Origin of the sequence: Luminiphilus sp. nBUS_16, assembly GCF_051201645.1 — a bacterium.
Taxonomy (GTDB): Bacteria; Pseudomonadota; Gammaproteobacteria; order Pseudomonadales; family Halieaceae; genus Luminiphilus.
The window spans coordinates 650,431-666,620 of the sequence record NZ_CP179205.1 but is presented as its reverse complement, the minus strand read 5'-3'; the positions used below and the strand labels follow the sequence as shown (position 1 = coordinate 666,620).

The 16,190-nt window shown below is 53.0% G+C and carries 22 protein-coding genes; 2 read left to right on the top strand and 20 right to left on the bottom strand.

Features of this window, described 5'->3' with window-relative positions; genetic code table 11:
• Positions 1 to 10: 10 nt before the first annotated feature.
• Positions 11 to 505 carry a single-stranded DNA-binding protein gene (ssb, locus tag ACMAY6_RS03035; RefSeq protein WP_435214321.1) on the bottom strand — a complete coding sequence of 165 codons (495 nt, stop codon included), beginning with the start codon at positions 503 to 505 and terminating at the stop codon, positions 11 to 13.
• Positions 506 to 600: 95 nt separating this feature from the next.
• Positions 601 to 1,797 carry an MFS transporter gene (locus ACMAY6_RS03030; RefSeq protein ID WP_435214320.1) on the bottom strand — a complete coding sequence of 399 codons (1,197 nt, stop codon included), beginning with the start codon at positions 1,795 to 1,797 and terminating at the stop codon, positions 601 to 603.
• Between the two features lie 126 nt (positions 1,798 to 1,923).
• Here ACMAY6_RS03030 and uvrA point away from each other — a divergent pair, with 126 nt between their 5' ends.
• A complete protein-coding gene (gene uvrA / locus ACMAY6_RS03025) occupies positions 1,924 to 4,806 on the top strand; it encodes an excinuclease ABC subunit UvrA (protein WP_435214319.1) in 2,883 nt (960 codons plus the stop codon).
• Positions 4,807 to 4,925: 119 nt separating this feature from the next.
• Positions 4,926 to 6,161: a cytochrome P450 gene (locus ACMAY6_RS03020; RefSeq protein ID WP_435214317.1), complete on the top strand. Its 1,236-nt coding sequence runs from the start codon at positions 4,926 to 4,928 to the stop codon at positions 6,159 to 6,161.
• A gap of 223 nt (positions 6,162 to 6,384) precedes the next feature.
• On the opposite strand, the gene ACMAY6_RS03015 is transcribed toward ACMAY6_RS03020, so the two are convergent.
• The 18 genes from ACMAY6_RS03015 to rplN all read right to left on the bottom strand — a co-directional run bounded on the left by ACMAY6_RS03015 (position 6,385) and on the right by rplN (position 16,181).
• Complete coding sequence (locus ACMAY6_RS03015; RefSeq protein WP_435214315.1) at positions 6,385 to 7,293, bottom strand: N-acyl homoserine lactonase family protein; 909 nt, start codon at positions 7,291 to 7,293, stop codon at positions 6,385 to 6,387.
• A 220-nt stretch (positions 7,294 to 7,513) separates the two neighbouring features.
• Complete coding sequence (rplQ, locus tag ACMAY6_RS03010) at positions 7,514 to 7,918, bottom strand: 50S ribosomal protein L17 (protein ID WP_007233559.1); 405 nt, start codon at positions 7,916 to 7,918, stop codon at positions 7,514 to 7,516.
• A gap of 54 nt (positions 7,919 to 7,972) precedes the next feature.
• A complete protein-coding gene (locus ACMAY6_RS03005) occupies positions 7,973 to 8,977 on the bottom strand; it encodes a DNA-directed RNA polymerase subunit alpha (protein ID WP_435214313.1) in 1,005 nt (334 codons plus the stop codon).
• Positions 8,978 to 9,031: 54 nt separating this feature from the next.
• Positions 9,032 to 9,652, bottom strand: a complete 621-nt coding sequence (rpsD, locus tag ACMAY6_RS03000) for a 30S ribosomal protein S4 (protein WP_435214312.1) — start codon at positions 9,650 to 9,652, stop codon at positions 9,032 to 9,034.
• A gap of 27 nt (positions 9,653 to 9,679) precedes the next feature.
• Positions 9,680 to 10,078 carry a 30S ribosomal protein S11 gene (gene rpsK / locus ACMAY6_RS02995; RefSeq protein WP_435214311.1) on the bottom strand — a complete coding sequence of 133 codons (399 nt, stop codon included), beginning with the start codon at positions 10,076 to 10,078 and terminating at the stop codon, positions 9,680 to 9,682.
• A gap of 58 nt (positions 10,079 to 10,136) precedes the next feature.
• The gene (rpsM, locus tag ACMAY6_RS02990) at positions 10,137 to 10,493 is read right to left on the bottom strand and encodes a 30S ribosomal protein S13 (RefSeq protein ID WP_435214310.1); all 357 of its coding nucleotides are present in this window, start codon (positions 10,491 to 10,493) and stop codon (positions 10,137 to 10,139) included.
• Positions 10,494 to 10,611: 118 nt separating this feature from the next.
• A complete protein-coding gene (gene rpmJ, locus ACMAY6_RS02985; RefSeq protein ID WP_081443920.1) occupies positions 10,612 to 10,728 on the bottom strand; it encodes a 50S ribosomal protein L36 in 117 nt (38 codons plus the stop codon).
• A gap of 16 nt (positions 10,729 to 10,744) precedes the next feature.
• A complete protein-coding gene (gene secY / locus ACMAY6_RS02980) occupies positions 10,745 to 12,070 on the bottom strand; it encodes a preprotein translocase subunit SecY (RefSeq protein WP_435214309.1) in 1,326 nt (441 codons plus the stop codon).
• A 2-nt stretch (positions 12,071 to 12,072) separates the two neighbouring features.
• Complete coding sequence (rplO, locus tag ACMAY6_RS02975) at positions 12,073 to 12,507, bottom strand: 50S ribosomal protein L15 (RefSeq protein ID WP_435214307.1); 435 nt, start codon at positions 12,505 to 12,507, stop codon at positions 12,073 to 12,075.
• Position 12,508: 1 nt separating this feature from the next.
• Complete coding sequence (gene rpmD, locus ACMAY6_RS02970) at positions 12,509 to 12,706, bottom strand: 50S ribosomal protein L30 (RefSeq protein WP_435214306.1); 198 nt, start codon at positions 12,704 to 12,706, stop codon at positions 12,509 to 12,511.
• Between the two features lie 17 nt (positions 12,707 to 12,723).
• Positions 12,724 to 13,248, bottom strand: a complete 525-nt coding sequence (gene rpsE / locus ACMAY6_RS02965) for a 30S ribosomal protein S5 (RefSeq protein WP_435214304.1) — start codon at positions 13,246 to 13,248, stop codon at positions 12,724 to 12,726.
• 2 nt (positions 13,249 to 13,250) lie between these two features.
• The gene (gene rplR, locus ACMAY6_RS02960) at positions 13,251 to 13,601 is read right to left on the bottom strand and encodes a 50S ribosomal protein L18 (protein ID WP_435214303.1); all 351 of its coding nucleotides are present in this window, start codon (positions 13,599 to 13,601) and stop codon (positions 13,251 to 13,253) included.
• 12 nt (positions 13,602 to 13,613) lie between these two features.
• Entirely contained in the window at positions 13,614 to 14,141 is a 528-nt protein-coding gene (gene rplF, locus ACMAY6_RS02955; protein ID WP_435214301.1) for a 50S ribosomal protein L6, read from the bottom strand.
• A gap of 29 nt (positions 14,142 to 14,170) precedes the next feature.
• Complete coding sequence (rpsH, locus tag ACMAY6_RS02950) at positions 14,171 to 14,566, bottom strand: 30S ribosomal protein S8 (protein WP_435214299.1); 396 nt, start codon at positions 14,564 to 14,566, stop codon at positions 14,171 to 14,173.
• 15 nt (positions 14,567 to 14,581) lie between these two features.
• On the bottom strand, positions 14,582 to 14,887 hold the full coding sequence (gene rpsN / locus ACMAY6_RS02945; protein WP_435214297.1) for a 30S ribosomal protein S14: 306 nt from the start codon (positions 14,885 to 14,887) through the stop codon (positions 14,582 to 14,584).
• Positions 14,888 to 14,898: 11 nt separating this feature from the next.
• Positions 14,899 to 15,438, bottom strand: a complete 540-nt coding sequence (gene rplE / locus ACMAY6_RS02940) for a 50S ribosomal protein L5 (RefSeq protein ID WP_435214296.1) — start codon at positions 15,436 to 15,438, stop codon at positions 14,899 to 14,901.
• Positions 15,439 to 15,469: 31 nt separating this feature from the next.
• Entirely contained in the window at positions 15,470 to 15,787 is a 318-nt protein-coding gene (rplX, locus tag ACMAY6_RS02935) for a 50S ribosomal protein L24 (RefSeq protein WP_435214294.1), read from the bottom strand.
• Between the two features lie 25 nt (positions 15,788 to 15,812).
• Entirely contained in the window at positions 15,813 to 16,181 is a 369-nt protein-coding gene (rplN, locus tag ACMAY6_RS02930; protein WP_007233544.1) for a 50S ribosomal protein L14, read from the bottom strand.
• Positions 16,182 to 16,190: the final 9 nt, after the last annotated feature.

The following is a 16,190-nucleotide window of genomic DNA, read 5'->3' as shown; positions in this document are numbered from 1 at the left end:
GGCGCAGGACTTAAAAGGGTATGTCGTCATCCACTGGGTCGAAAGAGCCCCCAGCGGGAGCGGCCTGAGTCGCTGGCGCAGATTGAAAGCCGCCACCACCTTGATTGCTGTAGTTATCGCCACTTTGGTTGTTGTAGCTATCGCCACCACCACCGCCTGCGCCGCGGCTATCGAGCATCTGCATTTCGTTGCCCACAATTTCAGTCGTATAACGATCTTGGCCAGTCTGCTTGTCCTGCCATTTGCGGGTTCGTAAGGTGCCTTCTACGTAAACTTTGGACCCCTTGCGCAGGTACTCAGCCGCAACCTCAGCCAAGCGATTAAAGAACACCACGCGGTGCCACTCGGTGCGCTCCTGCTGTTGGCCGGTGTTCTTGTCCTTCCAAGTCTCGGAAGTGGCAATGCTCAGATTGGTAATTGCAGCACCCGCCTGAGACATACGATTTTCAGGGTCCGACCCAAGGTTGCCAACTAAAATCACTTTATTAATGCCGCGGGAAGCCATAGCTCTCTCCAATGCTGCGGGCCGTTTTATTACAGCCGTGTCTCTCATTTCCCTCACTATACCAACGGGCTGATACCGAGGCGAGGGGCTGACCGCTATTCATGAAAAACCGCGGCAATAACCGGCGTAAATGGTCTTCGCCAAAGCGCTATTAACCACGCTACCGCCAAGATCCCTGCCAAAATGGCCACAGCCTGACTGCCCCCAGCCGACAAAATGAAGCCGGCAAGGGCACCACCGACGAAAATACCCAGAAACTGGCAGGTCGCGAAAATCCCCAACGCGGTGCCACGCAGGCGGCCGGGGGCCACTCGAGTCACCGTCGCTGGCAAAATAGCCTCTAATGCGTTGATTCCCACGAACATAAAACACAGCCCAACACCGACGGTTGTTAAATTGGGCGCCAGCAGGGCCACAAGAATGCCGCCAACGAGGGCAATAATAGCAAGGCTTAGGGCCGATCTGGGGTCTTCTCCGCCACGGCCCATCCGCATAATTAGGAGGGCGGGGGGAATCGATAGCACAACGGTCAGTAAATAGATTTTCCAATGCTCGCTAGCTGCAAAGTGGAAGGTATCAACCAAGGTGGCAGGAATAATCAGGAAAGTCGCCATCATCAGGCCGTGCAGTAAAAATACGCTGGCATAGAGGACCGGTAGCCGACCCCCAAAAACATGGTCGGCAGCCCAGTCACCATCAGCAATGGCCGCCGCTTTGGGCGCATTTTTTGGCAGGACCGTCAATACAATCACCAATCCCACCGCACCCAAAGCAGCAGTTACGAGGAATACGCCCTGCAAACCCAGACTTGAGGCGATTACAGGCCCCAAGACAATCGCCATAACAAATGACAGGCCCACGCTAGCGCCAATAACCGCCATAGCTTTAGTGCGTTGAGATTCACGGGTGGAATCAGCAGCCAGTGCCGTCAGGGCCGCAGCGATGGCCCCCGCCCCCTGCAGAAACCGGCCAGCGATAATGCCATGAATGGTCTCTGCACCCGCGGCCACCAAACTTCCCGCGATAAACAAACACAGTCCGGCTACCACGATGGGCAAACGCCCAATACGGTCAGAAAGCCAGCCTAATGGCAACTGCAGGCACGCCTGCGTCAGACCATAGGCCCCCAGGGCGATTCCAAGCTTTTCTGGTGTCGCTCCGGGCAAATCGACGGCGTAAATCCCCAGCACGGGCAGGACCATGAACAGGCCCAGCATACGGAAACTGTAGAGACTACCCAGAGCCAAAATGGCGCGCCGCTCACCCGAAGTCAGCGTAGTTTGTGTATCCAAGATCAATACCAACGGTAAACCGTCAGTTTACCACGACACGAATCGAACTCGAGGCCATCGGGATTGGCTCAGGGCGCGTATACTGTCTGGTTCAGTCACTCATCCCTCACACAGGTCTGGCTATACATGGATACCATTCAGGTTCGCGGTGCGCGTACCCACAACCTCAAGAATATTGATCTCGATATCCCGAGGGATAAGCTGGTCGTGATCACCGGTCTGTCAGGCTCGGGAAAATCCTCCCTCGCCTTTGACACTCTCTACGCTGAGGGGCAGCGACGCTATGTTGAATCGCTCTCGACCTATGCTCGACAATTTCTGTCGATGATGGAAAAGCCCGATATTGATCACGTTGAGGGGCTCTCCCCCGCCATTTCCATTGAGCAAAAATCCACCTCTCACAACCCGCGCTCAACGGTGGGCACTATTACTGAGATTTATGACTACCTGAGACTTTTGTTCGCACGGGTCGGTGATCCGCGCTGTCCGGACCACGGCATCACACTCAAGGCGCAAACTGTGAGCCAAATGGTCGATGCTGTGCTGGCGCAACCGGAAGGCAGCAAGCTCATGCTGCTCGCTCCCGTGATCAGGGACCGAAAAGGTGAGCATTTACACATCTTTGAGCAAATGCGCGCAGCGGGTTTTATCCGCGTGCGAGTCGACGGCATTCTTGTCGACCTTGATGACGTACCAGCCCTTGATAAGAAGCGTAAGCATTCGATTGATGTCGTCGTCGACCGATTTAAGGTACGGGAGGATCTCGGTTTGCGCTTGGCAGAGTCCTTTGAAACCGCCCTGGAACTCACTGACGGCCTCGCATCGGTCGCACCGATGGAAGGTGAAACCGGCGAGACCTTGTTGTTCTCAGCACGTTACGCCTGTCCCGAATGTGGCCATGCCATTGACGAGCTGGAGCCACGTCTATTTTCCTTCAACAATCCCGCCGGTGCCTGCGACGGCTGCGACGGGTTGGGCGTGATGCAGTACTTCGATGAAAGCCGCGTCGTTGCCCATCCCGAGGCCAGCCTTGCCGGCGGCGCCATTAGAGGCTGGGATCGGCGCAATGTGTACTACTTTCACATACTGACATCTCTGGCAGACCACTATGGTTTTGACATCGAAAAGCCCTTTGACGCGTTATCAAAAAAGCAGCGCGAGCTGATTTTATTTGGCAACGACGGGGAAGAAATTGAGTTCGCCTACATCAATGACCGTGGCACCGTTTTCAAGCGGCGTCACGCCTTTGAGGGCATCTTGCCCAATTTTGAGCGTCGGTACCGGGAAACCGAGTCGCAATCTGTGCGAGAGGAATTATCCAAATACGTTTCGACGGCACCCTGTCAGCAGTGCCAGGGGACACGCCTCTGCCGAGACGCCCGCAACGTCTTTGTCGATGAGCAAACGCTACCGGAGATCACTAATCTCCCTGTTGGCGAGGCGTTCGACTATTTCGAACAATTGGCGTTGCCGGGGCGCGCCGGCGAAATCGCCGATAAAATTCTCAAAGAATTACGAGCCCGCTACCGCTTTCTGGTCGACGTTGGGCTCAACTACCTCACGTTAAACCGCAGTGCCGAAACACTGTCAGGAGGCGAAGCACAGCGAATTCGTCTTGCCTCTCAAATTGGCGCAGGTTTAGTGGGGGTTATGTACATCCTCGATGAACCGTCTATTGGCTTACATCAGCGCGATAATGAGCGTTTACTGGCAACCCTCACCCACCTCAGGGACTTAGGAAACACGGTACTGGTCGTTGAGCACGACGAGGATGCCATTAGAACTGCTGACCACATCATCGACATTGGTCCCGGGGCGGGAGTTCATGGCGGCCATATTGTGGCCGAGGGCACTATTGCAGACGTCATGAAAGTTGAGGACTCGTTAACCGGTGCTTACATGTCGGGTAAACGCGAAATTGCGATCCCCGCAACCCGCAGACCTATCGACACTGATCGCATGCTGGTTATTGAAGGTGCCCGCGGCAATAATCTCCAGGCCGTCACCTTGGAACTACCGGTTGGGCTTTTGACCTGCATTACCGGCGTGTCTGGATCGGGAAAGTCGACCTTGATCAATGGCACCCTTTACCCTCTGGCTGCTACGGAGCTCAATGGCGCGACTACGCTCAAGGCAGCTCCCCACGATGCCGTGACAGGACTGCAGCATTTCGATAAATGTATCGACATCGACCAATCACCTATTGGTCGCACGCCACGATCTAATCCAGCGACCTACACCGGTATCTTCACGCCCATAAGGGAACTGTTTGCAGGCACACAAGAGTCTCGATCTCGCGGCTACAAGCCTGGGCGCTTTAGTTTTAACGTTCGCGGCGGCCGCTGTGAGGCCTGTCAGGGTGACGGTGTAACAAAAGTTGAAATGCACTTTTTGCCCGATATTTTTGTCCCTTGCGATGTCTGTAAAGGCAAGCGCTACAATCGGGAAACCTTAGAAATTCGCTACAAAGGGAAAAGCATTTCAGAAGTTCTGGAAATGACGGTGGAAGATGCCGTCGTTTTCTTCGAGGCGGTGCCCGCGATTTATCGGAAGCTGCAAACCCTCATGGATGTCGGGTTGTCTTATGTTCGTTTGGGTCAGGCCGCGACAACGCTGTCTGGAGGGGAGGCACAGCGCGTAAAACTTGCCAAGGAGCTGTCGAAACGGGATACCGGAAACACCCTCTATATTCTCGATGAACCCACGACGGGGCTTCATTTTGAAGATATCCGGCAACTGCTGGAAGTCCTGCACCGCCTGCGGGACGGTGGTAACACAGTGGCAATCATCGAACATAACCTTGATGTGATCAAAACAGCCGACTGGGTCATTGATCTGGGGCCCGAAGGTGGTTCTGGAGGTGGGCAGATCATAGCCACCGGACGCCCGGAGACGGTTGCCACGACTCCTGGATCTCACACCGGCGAGTTTCTTAAGTCCCTTCTGGGTGACCGGATCGCAGCGGTCAAAAAAACCAGCAAGCGAAAGCCCCGAAAAAAGGCGGCGTAGGGCCTTTTATTCAAGCAGGTGTCTGGAAATCACCCGCTCCTGTCCTTGCATGACCCCTAACCATCGCAACCCTGTGTTCTAATCCTAGTGCGAGCGAAACCTGATAAGAGGACCGCGCTATGACCGCCCCTATGTCCGACCCTTACGCAATACCTCTCGACGCAATAGATGTCAGTAACCCCGACCTGTATGCCACAGACAGCTGGCGTCCGTGGTTTGCTCGACTGCGCGAGGAAGATCCCGTTCATTGGAGCGAAAACAGCGACTTTGGGGGTTTTTGGTCGATCACTCGCTTTGAGGACATCGTGACCGTTGATAAAAGTCACGGCGATTTTTCTTCCGAGCCAGCCATCACCATCGGTGATTACGGGGACGACCTTCCCGTGCGCCAGTTCATAGCGATGGATCCACCTCTCCATGATATCCAGCGTAAAGCCGTACAAGGCGTTGTTGCGCCACGTAACTTAGCCGACTTAGAAACACTAATTCGCTCCCGGGTCATCACTATGCTGGATGCGCTCCCCATCGGAGAGCCCTTTAACTGGGTTGACCGCGTTGCCATTAATTTGACCACGCAAATGCTCGCCACCATTTTTGACTTCCCGTTTGAGGACCGGCACAAGCTGCCCTACTGGTCAGACATGGCAACCTCACTGCCAGAGATCGCAGGTGGTGACGGTGACAATGACGAACGCACGCGGGCTCTCACTGAGTGCCTAACCGTTTTCACCAGCCTGTGGCACGAACGAAAACACAATCCACCGGGAACTATGGATCTGATCAGTATGTTGGCGACCAACCCGGCAACCGCCGGCATGGTTGACGACCCGCTTGAATATCTCGGAAACTTGATTTTACTGATCGTGGGGGGCAACGATACAACGCGAAACTCAATCACCGGAGGCGTGGTCGCCCTCAATCAAAACCCCGAGCAATTTGCCCGGTTGAAAGCGAATCCAGACCTCGTGAATTCGATGGTGCCAGAAATTATCCGCTGGCAAACTCCCCTAATGCATATGCGGAGGATCGCCACGCGAGATGTCGTTCTCGGCGGCAAAACCATTCGCCAAGGCGATAAAGTAGTGATGTGGTACTTATCCGGAAACCATGATGAAACGGCGATTAAGGACCCAAACGTCTTCAACATCTCTCGAGACAACCCGCGCTACCACCTATCGTTTGGCTTTGGCATTCATCGGTGCATGGGTAATCGGCTGGGCGAAATGCAGCTACGTATTCTCTGGGAAGAAATTCTCAAACGCTTCAGTGACGTTGAAATGCTTGGGGAGCCTAACCGCATTCAGTCCAATTTTGTTCGCGGTTATTCGGATTTATCAGTTGTGCTGCATCGCTAACCCAGAGCTTTTGACACCCCAACCTAAGCAAAAACTCTCATTGCGTAAGTGGGTTGCACGGGGCTTTGCCACTAAGTTGTCCGGCTACTGGAATCATATTTTACTGGAGGGCTTGGTGGCGTCATTGCCAGCAATGGCGCCTAGCTTGCTGGAGCCACCAACTTTGGTTTCAAAAGAACCGCCCGCACCGCCCCATGGGTCACCCGCGATGTGACAGTGCCAATTACTGATAAAACTCCGGCGCTTTTTTTTGGCTGAGGAAATGTTCTAAATCATGCTGTATCCAAAAGTCAGCTTCGGTCTCACTCACCACAGCCTCAACACGATCCATCGCAGCCAAGGTTGCCGCTTTATCAACGTTAAACAGGGGAACCACACGGTTAGCTCTACTCACGGGAAAATGATAAAGATCACCGGATAACACGACGGGGCCAAAATTCGCCAAATCCACATAGAGCACCTGATGACCCGGAGTGTGGCCATAGGCGGCGACAAGCTTTACCCGCCCATCCCCAAACACATCATGATCCCCTGTTAGCACTCGGACAGGTCTCGCTTCCATTGCCACTAATAGTGTCGGATCGACGGCGGGCACTGCGGCGCCAGTAGGGTCCAAAAAAGCCCTGTAATCGCCTTCCTGCACTAACCATTGACCGTTAGAAACGTCATTGGCGGCTCCTACGTGATCCCAGTGAATATGGGAGAACGCTATAAACTCAAGAGCGTCGAGGTCAAAGCCCAGAGCCATTTCCTTGAGCTGCTTAGCCAGGGTTTTATCTAAAGCAACGTCGACTCCTTCACCACGACTGACCCAGCCAATACTTTTCGCAACGTCTGAGGGCAGTCCCGCGTCCCAAAGCAACTGTCCTTTAGGGTGATCAATAATGTAGCAGGGCGCCACCAACTCACGAGTTGCGGTATCACCCTCAGAAAGACCAAAACCAGCCACTGATTCGAAGCGGATTCGGCCACAATCAAAAATGAACAAGCGCAAAGGCCCAGTAACAGCCGCGGTGTCTTGATCACTCACCGCTGAGCCCACCTTTACCCCCAATATCTCTGCAGTGGGCTTGATGGAGTCACTGCAACCCAACAATACGCCGCATAGAACAAAGACAGAAACCCACTTCATGCCCACGACACCTCCGAATAATCGTTCAGATTAAACACCCGCAACCGCCCCTCCACAGACCAGCTCAGTCAGCAACCACTGACGCAGGGCTTGGTCAGTTTGAACCGCTCAAGAGCACCGGGCAACTCTGAGAAACGATACACCCAAGGCACGGCAAAAAAAAACCCCAATACCAAAGGCATCGGGGCTTCCTACAAGTCTTAACGGTTTAGACGTGAGCTTACTCCTCGTCTTCACCCTCAATCACTTCTTCAACCTCTTCAGGCTCAGGGCGATCAACCAACTCAACATAGGCCATCGGTGCCTTGTCTCCAGTACGGAACCCGCACTTTAAGATACGGATGTAGCCTCCGGGACGCTCTGCATAACGCGGGCCTAGCTCGTCAAAAAGCTTGCCGACCGCTTCTTTACTGCGAGTACGATCAAATGCCAACCTACGATTGGCCACACTGTCAGTCTTAGCCAGTGTAATCAAAGGCTCCGCATAGCCGCGCAACTCTTTGGCCTTGGGTACCGTTGTCTTAATCAGCTCGTGCTCCACGAGTGACACTGCCATGTTGCGAAACATAGCTTTGCGATGGGAGCTGTTACGATTTAGCTGTCGACCGCTATGACGATGACGCATTGTCTTTTTCCTTCCATAAGATCCCTAATTCGGGACCAGTTACCTAATAAGTGACTAAACGCTCAACAAACGCTCATCGTTACGCAAGCTAGCAGGCGGCCAGTTTTCCAACCGCATACCCAGTGACAAGCCTCGCGAAGCCAAGACGTCTTTAATCTCAGTCAAAGACTTCTTGCCGAGATTTGGTGTTTTAAGCAGCTCTACTTCAGTGCGCTGCACAAGATCACCAATGTAATAAATGTTTTCAGCTTTCAGACAGTTAGCTGATCGTACTGTTAACTCAAGATCATCAACAGGACGTAGCAAGATCGGATCGACTTCGTCATCAGCTTCTTGCGCGGTGGCTTGCGCCTCGCTCTCGAGGTCGACAAATACCAGCAGCTGCTGCTGCAATATGGTCGCCGCACGTCGAATAGCTTCCTCAGGATCAATAGTTCCGTTGGTTTCTAAATCGATAATAAGCTTATCGAGGTCGGTGCGCTGTTCAACTCGCGCCGAATCGACCACATAGGATACACGTCGAACAGGGGAAAAGGATGCATCCAGCTGAAGCTTACCGATTGAACGGGTTTCCTCTTCGGGGTTGATTCGAGAGTCTGCAGGAGAGTAGCCGCGACCGCGCTCAACAACCACACGCATGACCAATTCTTGATCGGCTGTCAGGTGACAAATAACGTGATCAGGATTTCCAATTTGCACGTCGTGATCTGTTTGAATTTCAGCGGCTGTCACTGTACAGGGACCCTTGGCTACCAGAGACAGCTCTGCCTCGTCCTTCCCTGTCATCGACAGTGCTACACCTTTAAGGTTGAGCAGAATCTCAATAACGTCTTCTTGAGCACCCTCAACCGCAGAATATTCATGTTGAACACCGTCAATTTCCACCTCGGTAATCGCACAGCCCGGCATAGAAGACAGCAAAATGCGTCGTAGGGCATTACCAAGGGTGTGTCCGAAGCCACGCTCGAGCGGCTCAAGGGTTACCTGCGCGCGTGTCGATGACTTCTCATCGACCTTGATGACGCGGGGGGTAAGAAACTCATTCACATTCGTGGACATAGGATACCTGCTATTGGTAGTTAAGAAGGGCTGCAGCTCGAGTAACCCACAGGGTTACTTCGAATACAGCTCCACGATCAGGTTTTCGTTTATCTCGCTCGGGAGATCCTGACGCTCGGGCTTAGACTTAAAGGTCCCTTCGAGTTTTTCTGAATTAACTTCAATCCATACCTGCTCGCCGCGCTGTTCAGCGATCGACATAGCGGCTTGAATACGAAGCTGCTTCTTTGCCTTCTCGCGCACTGACACCACGTCACCCGGACGTACTTGGTACGAAGGAATGTTCACAACAGTTCCATTGACCAAAATACCTTTGTGGGAGACCAACTGCCTTGATTCTGCGCGTGTCGATCCAAAGCCCATTCGGTAAACAACGTTATCAAGCCGGCTTTCAAGTAGCTGCAGCAGATTCTCGCCTGTTGCGCCTTTGAGCCTTGCAGCCTCTTTGTAGTAATTACGGAACTGCTTCTCCAGCACACCGTAAATGCGGCGTACCTTCTGCTTCTCACGAAGCTGAACACCGTAGTCAGAGAGACGACCACGCCTAGCACCGTGCTGACCAGGCGCTGTTTCTGCCTTGCACTTGCTATCGAGCGACCGAACGCCACTTTTGAGTTGTAAGTCAGTGCCCTCACGACGGGAGAGCTTGCACTTGGGTCCAATATATCGAGCCATTCTGAAAGATCCTCGGTGCGCGCTGTCTTAGACGCGGCGCTTCTTTGGGGGGCGACAACCATTATGAGGAATGGGCGTCACATCGGTAATGTTAGTAATCTTGTAGCCACAGCTATTTAGCGCTCTAACCGCTGATTCACGGCCGGGGCCAGGACCTTTCACCTGCACATCAAGGTTTTTCAATCCATACTCTTTGGCGGACTCTCCCGCACGCTCTGCTGCTACCTGAGCGGCAAATGGCGTCGATTTCCTAGAGCCACGAAAACCGGAGCCCCCCGCTGTTGCCCAGCTGAGTGTATTGCCCTGACGGTCGGTAATAGTCACGATCGTGTTGTTGAAAGACGCATGCACGTGGGCGACGCCGTCGACCACTTGTTTGGTGATCTTCCGCTTGGTTGTCTTACTGTTCTTGGCATTCTTGGCCATAATTTCCCTACTTCAATATCAACGCTACAAATTGGGATGTAGCTACATTGGATTTAAATTACTTGCGAATGGGCTTTCGTGGGCCCTTGCGTGTTCTAGCGTTGGTCTTCGTTCGCTGACCCCGTAACGGCAATCCTTTTCGATGACGCAGACCACGGTTACACCCCAAATCCATCAGGCGCTTAATGTTCATTGAGACTTCACGGCGCAAATCGCCTTCAACAGTCAGCTCGCTGAGCAGGCCTCTAAGCTGATCTAGCTCGCCTTCACTCAGTTCACCGACCTTAGTCTGGTAATTGATGCCCGTAGCATCTAATAAGCGTTTTGCCTGAGTACGCCCTACACCGTAGATGTAGGTCAGTGACACCAATGCATGCTTATTGTCGGGGATGTTGACACCGGCGAGTCGCGCCATCGATTTATCTCCAAACGTTACGACGTGACTGAGGCAAAAGGCCTACGCACGTACAGTAGCAAGCCCGTCGGTTCGGGCACTGCTGATTATTGACTGTTAACTCAAACAACAAAGGGGTTCAGCCCTGTCGCTGCTTGTGACGTGGATCGCTCGAGCAAATCACTCGAACCACACCGTTACGTCGCACTATCTTGCAGTTACGACATACCTTCTTGACAGAAGCTCTTACCTTCATGACTTGCTCCTAAAACCTAGCGCAACCGGCCCGCAGGGCTGGTGTTAGACAGATTCGCTTTTTTCATCACACCTTCATACTGGTGTGACATCAAATGACTTTGTATTTGGGCCATGAAGTCCATCACTACGACCACAACGATCAGCATGGATGTCCCGCCCAAATAGAAAGGCACATTAAACATGACGACCAAAAACTGGGGTAGCAGACACACTAAGGCGATATAGGCCGATCCGAAAACCGTGAGACGTGTCAATACACCATCAATATAATTAGCGGTTTGCTGTCCGGGACGAATACCCGGTACAAAAGCACCTGACCGCTTTAAGTTGTCAGCAACTTCAACTGGATTGAACATGAGTGCTGTGTAAAAGAAACAGAAGAAAATAATGAACCCTGTAAACAACATGATATTCAGCGGCTGCCCGGGGCCTATCGCTACTGCCAAGTCCTGCAGCCAATCAGCACTGTCACCACTGCCAAACCACTGCGCCACTGAGGCAGGAAACAACAGAATTGAGCTGGCAAAAATCGCTGGGATCACACCCGACATATTGACCTTAAGCGGCAAGTGCGAGGCCTGAGCCTGAAAGGACTGACGGCCCTGCTGACGCTTCGCGTAATTTACGGTAACCCGTCGCTGTCCACGCTCTATGAAGACCACCAAATAAATAACAATTACCGCGAGGGCCACGATGGCTAAAAGCACCAAAATATTGAGCTCGCCCTGCCTGGCTTGCTCAAGAGACTGCCCTACAGCTGAGGGCAAGCCAGCGGCGATGCCTGCGAAAATAAGGAGAGAGATACCGTTGCCAATACCTCTTTCAGTAATTTGCTCACCCAGCCACATCATAAAGACTGCGCCCGTTACCAAAGACGTGATGGCGATAACGTAAAAGCTGACAGAGGTATCAAAAGCCAAGCCCTGATTCGCCAAACCAACCGTCATACCCGTCGCCTGCACTAAGGCTAGTGCCACCGTCAGGTATCGCGTGTACTGAGATATTTTTCGGCGACCTGCCTCGCCTTCTTTCTTAATTTGCTCAAGCTGAGGCGAAACCGCACTCATCAAGTTCATAATAATCGAGGCTGATATGTAGGGCAGAATCCCCAAAGCGAGAATACTCATGCGCTCGAGCGCGCCACCAGAAAACACGTTGGCAAGTCCCAGGATTGTGCCCTGGTTTTGGTCAAACAACGCAGCCAACTGCTCGGGATCAATGCCTGGGACCGGAATGTGTGTTCCGATGCGATAAATAATAAGCGCAACCAACACAAAACGCAGGCGAGCGAAGAGTTCGCCCATGCCTGAGTTATTCATTGATGGCATCCCGTTAGCCATGATTAGGCCTCAACGCTCCCGCCGGCAGCTTCAATCGCTTCCAAAGCGCCTTTAGTTACCTTTAGGCCCTGCACTTTGACGGCCTTCTCAAGGGTTCCGGAGAGAAACACTCGGGCTCGTAAAACGTCTTCTTTAACCAAATCAGCCTTCTTCAGTGCAGCGAGATCAACGACGTCACCTTCGACCAGGTTCAGTTCGTGCAATCGGACCTGCGCCGTTGTGCGGCCAATCCGCGAGGTGAAGCCGTACTTAGGCAAGCGCTTCTGTAAGGGCATCTGGCCCCCTTCGAAGCCGGGCTTCACAGAACCGCCGGAGCGAGACTTAAGACCCTTGTGTCCCCGACCGGCTGTCTTACCAGTGCCCGAGCCTATGCCACGACCGACGCGCTTCGCCGCACGTTTAGACCCTTCAGCCGGGCTAAGAGAATTTAGTCGCATTTCATCCGCCATGGTTTTCACCCTCAACCCGCACAAGGTAGTGCACCTTGTTAATCATTCCACGTACCGAAGGCGTATCCTCAACCTCAACGGTGTGACCGATGCGTCGAAGGCCCAAACCTGCAACACAGGCCTTATGCTTCTTTAGGCGCCCGTGAATACTTTTCACTTGGGTGACCTTAATCATTTGCTTGCTCATGATGGGTATCCCTAGCCTCAGCTCAGAATTTCTTCAACAGACTTGCCACGCCTCGCCGCCACCGCATCGGGTGACTGCATGTCGCGCAAGCCTTTATAAGTTGCTCGAACCACGTTTACTGGGTTGGTAGACCCGTAGCACTTCGCCAACACGTTGTGTACACCTGCCAATTCGAGCACTGCACGCATAGCACCACCTGCAATGACACCGGTACCTTCAGAAGCAGGCTGCATATAAACTTTAGAAGCACCATGGTTAGCTTTGACAGGGTACTGAAGCGTACCGTCAACGAGCTCGACCTTAACCATGTTACGGCGTGCCGATTCCATGGCCTTCTGGATAGCAACTGGCACTTCACGCGCCTTGCCTCGTCCATAACCAACACGGCCCTTGCCGTCGCCAACAACAGTCAGCGCGGTAAAGCTCATGATGCGTCCGCCCTTTACCGTTTTTGCCACTCGATTGACCTGCACCAGCTTCTCCTGAAGGTCTCCCTCAGTTCGCTGATCGCCGCCACGCCCCTTCTGATCGTTGTACGCCATGCTTAAAACTCCAATCCGCCTTCGCGCGCAGCATCCGCCAACGCCTTGACCCGTCCGTGGTACTTGAATCCGCCACGATCAAAAGAAACTGCGGTTACACCAGCAGCCTTCGCTCTCTCTGCAATCAGTGCGCCGACCTTCGTTGCCGCATCCACGTTGCCCGTGGCGCCGCTGCGCAGGTCTTTATCAAGGGTCGAGGCACTTGCGAGTACCGTATTTCCCTCAGCCCCAATCACCTGAGCGTAAATGTGCCGAGGTGTGCGATGTACTGATAGCCTAATAGCTCCAGCTGTTCGCATCCGGGTACGAGACCGACGAGCGCGCCGCAGACGTGATTCATTTTTCTGATTCATTGCCCTACCTACTTATTTCTTTTTGGCTTCTTTACGTCGGACGTGCTCGTCCGCATAACGAATGCCTTTGCCCTTGTAAGGTTCCGGTGGCCGGAAGCTTCGGATTTCCGCGGCTGCTTGACCCACGGCCTGCTTATCCATGCCTCGAATCACGATTTCAGTCTGCGTTGGCGTCTCTGCTGAGATACCCTCAGGAAGCTGATAATCCACTGGGTGTGATAGCCCTATAGTAAGATTCACTGACTTACCGGATGCTTTAGCACGATAACCAACGCCGTTGAGAACCAGCTTCTTCTCCCAACCTTCGCTGACGCCTACCACTAAATTGTTCAACAATGCCCTGGTGGTACCTGCCATGGTCCTGTTGGTATCAAAATCAAAAATGACTTTGGCCTCACCATCAGTAACTTCCACGTCCAGGCCATCAGCCAAATTCATTTCAAGGGCACCCTTGCCTCCCTTGACGGCAATCTTACCTGCGTCAACTTTAACTTCGACGCCCTTTGGTAGACTTACCGGGTTATTAGCGACTCGTGACATAATTCAGTCTGCTCCCTCGATCGCTCGAATCAGAATACGGTGCAAAGGACTTCACCACCGACACCAGCGGCACGTGCCGCCCGATCGGTCATGACGCCACGTGACGTAGAAATGATGGCAACACCAAGACCACCGCGAACGGGCTTCAAATCATCCTTGCCCATATAACGGCGCAATGATGGACGGCTGACACGTTGGATCTCAGCGATCACCGGCTTGCCATCAAAATAACGCAGCTCAATTGAAAGGCGTGGCTTGCCACTGCTGGAGTCCAGCTCGAAGGGGCCAATGTAGCCTTCCTCCTCTAAAACCTTAGCCAAAGCGGCTTTGACCTTAGAACCGGGCATTTCTACGCTTTTCTTACCTGCCATTTGCGCATTGCGCACGCGGGTTAACATGTCGCTGATTGGATCTTGCATGCTCATAAGATATTTACTCCCTCACCAGCTCGACTTAACCAAGCCCGGCACATCGCCGCGCATGGCCGCTTCGCGAAGCTTGTTTCGGCACAAACCAAATTTTCGGTACACGCCATGGGGCCGGCCAGTAATCTGGCAGCGTCGTCGCTGGCGCACTGGGCTAGCATTGCGAGGCAGCTTCTGCAGCTGAATCTGTGCGTCCCAACGCTCTTCGTCTGAGGCATCAACATTGGTGATGGTCTCTTTCAGTTGGGCGCGCTTCGCCGCAAACTTAGCGACTGTTCGGGCTCGCTTCTCTTCGCGTGCAATCATTGACTTCTTAGCCATGTGATTATCCCTCAGCTCTTAAACGGGAAGTTAAAAGCCCGCAATAGTGCGCGGCCCTGATCGTCATTGGACGCTGTAGTTGCAATGGTGATATCCATGCCGCGCAGCGTGTCAATTTGGTCATAATTAATTTCTGGGAAGATAATTTGCTCGGTAATGCCCATCGCAAAATTACCTCGACCATCAAACTGCTTCCCGCTCACGCCGCGAAAGTCGCGGATTCGAGGAATAGCAATACTGATAAGGCGCTCCAGGAACTCATACATACGCTCGTCACGTAAGGTGACCTTGCACCCAATCGGCCATCCGTCGCGAATTTTGAATCCCGCAATAGACTTCCGAGACTTGGTGACGACTGGCTTCTGCCCTGCAATTTTTTGCATGTCAGCAACTGCGTTTTCCAGTACTTTTTTGTCTCCAACGGCTTCCCCCACACCCATGTTCAAGGTGATCTTGGTAATCCGTGGTACTTCCATCGTATTAGTCAGACCCAACTCTTCTTTCAGCTGCGGCACTAACTCGCTACGAAACTTTTGCTTCAGGCTTGCCATTCTCTGCTACCTCAATCGAACCTGACCAATGTCAGGCGTCAATCTGTTCGCCATTTGACTTAAAAACTCGTACTTTCTTACCGTCCTCGAGCGTCTGATAACCCACTCGGTCACCTTTGCTTGTGGTCGGATTAAATATCGCGATGTTGGACACCTGGATGGGCGCCTCTTTCTCGACAATACCGCCTGCCACGCCCGCTTGAGGGTTTGGCTTCATGTGCTTCTTAATCATGTTGACGCCAGCAACCAACACTCGCTTGTCATCAATGATAGTGCGAACTGTTCCGCGCTTACCTTTGTCCTTGCCGGCCAAAACGATCACTTCGTCGTCTCGCTTAATCTTTGCCATTGCTCTGCTCCTCCCTGCCTTCTGCTCAAATCACTTCGGGCGCAAGGGATATAATTTTCATGAACTTCTCGCCACGGAGCTCACGCGTAACCGGGCCGAAAATGCGTGTACCGATAGGTGCATTCTGAGCGTTCAGAATCACCGCGGCATTTTCGTCAAACTTAATCAGGGAGCCGTCTGGACGGCGCACGCCCTTACGGGTTCTCACGACGACAGCAGTCATGACCTGACCCTTCTTTACCTTGCCGCGCGGAATTGCTTCCTTCACGGTGACTTTGATCAAATCGCCCACGCGAGCATAACGACGCTTGGAGCCGCCCAAAACTTTGATGCACATAACGCGCCTAGCGCCACTGTTATCTGCAACTTCCAAATACGACTGGGTCTGAATCATCTCTTAACT

Bases quoted from the DNA above. Each gene is read 5' to 3' on its own strand.
- ssb (WP_435214321.1), bottom strand. From the start codon at position 505: ATGGCTTCCCGCGGCATTAATAAAGTGATTTTAGTTGGCAACCTTGGG.
- uvrA (WP_435214319.1), top strand. From the start codon at position 1,924: ATGGATACCATTCAGGTTCGCGGTGCGCGTACCCACAACCTCAAGAAT.
- ACMAY6_RS03020 (WP_435214317.1), top strand. From the start codon at position 4,926: ATGACCGCCCCTATGTCCGACCCTTACGCAATACCTCTCGACGCAATA.
- ACMAY6_RS03015 (WP_435214315.1), bottom strand. From the start codon at position 7,293: ATGAAGTGGGTTTCTGTCTTTGTTCTATGCGGCGTATTGTTGGGTTGC.
- rplQ (WP_007233559.1), bottom strand. From the start codon at position 7,918: ATGCGTCATCGTCATAGCGGTCGACAGCTAAATCGTAACAGCTCCCAT.
- ACMAY6_RS03005 (WP_435214313.1), bottom strand. From the start codon at position 8,977: ATGTCCACGAATGTGAATGAGTTTCTTACCCCCCGCGTCATCAAGGTC.
- rpsD (WP_435214312.1), bottom strand. From the start codon at position 9,652: ATGGCTCGATATATTGGACCCAAGTGCAAGCTCTCCCGTCGTGAGGGC.
- rpsK (WP_435214311.1), bottom strand. From the start codon at position 10,078: ATGGCCAAGAATGCCAAGAACAGTAAGACAACCAAGCGGAAGATCACC.
- rpsM (WP_435214310.1), bottom strand. From the start codon at position 10,493: ATGGCGCGACTCGCCGGTGTCAACATCCCCGACAATAAGCATGCATTG.
- rpmJ (WP_081443920.1), bottom strand. From the start codon at position 10,728: ATGAAGGTAAGAGCTTCTGTCAAGAAGGTATGTCGTAACTGCAAGATA.
- secY (WP_435214309.1), bottom strand. From the start codon at position 12,070: ATGGCTAACGGGATGCCATCAATGAATAACTCAGGCATGGGCGAACTC.
- rplO (WP_435214307.1), bottom strand. From the start codon at position 12,507: ATGCGACTAAATTCTCTTAGCCCGGCTGAAGGGTCTAAACGTGCGGCG.
- rpmD (WP_435214306.1), bottom strand. From the start codon at position 12,706: ATGAGCAAGCAAATGATTAAGGTCACCCAAGTGAAAAGTATTCACGGG.
- rpsE (WP_435214304.1), bottom strand. From the start codon at position 13,248: ATGGCGTACAACGATCAGAAGGGGCGTGGCGGCGATCAGCGAACTGAG.
- rplR (WP_435214303.1), bottom strand. From the start codon at position 13,601: ATGAATCAGAAAAATGAATCACGTCTGCGGCGCGCTCGTCGGTCTCGT.
- rplF (WP_435214301.1), bottom strand. From the start codon at position 14,141: ATGTCACGAGTCGCTAATAACCCGGTAAGTCTACCAAAGGGCGTCGAA.
- rpsH (WP_435214299.1), bottom strand. From the start codon at position 14,566: ATGAGCATGCAAGATCCAATCAGCGACATGTTAACCCGCGTGCGCAAT.
- rpsN (WP_435214297.1), bottom strand. From the start codon at position 14,887: ATGGCTAAGAAGTCAATGATTGCACGCGAAGAGAAGCGAGCCCGAACA.
- rplE (WP_435214296.1), bottom strand. From the start codon at position 15,438: ATGGCAAGCCTGAAGCAAAAGTTTCGTAGCGAGTTAGTGCCGCAGCTG.
- rplX (WP_435214294.1), bottom strand. From the start codon at position 15,787: ATGGCAAAGATTAAGCGAGACGACGAAGTGATCGTTTTGGCCGGCAAG.
- rplN (WP_007233544.1), bottom strand. From the start codon at position 16,181: ATGATTCAGACCCAGTCGTATTTGGAAGTTGCAGATAACAGTGGCGCT.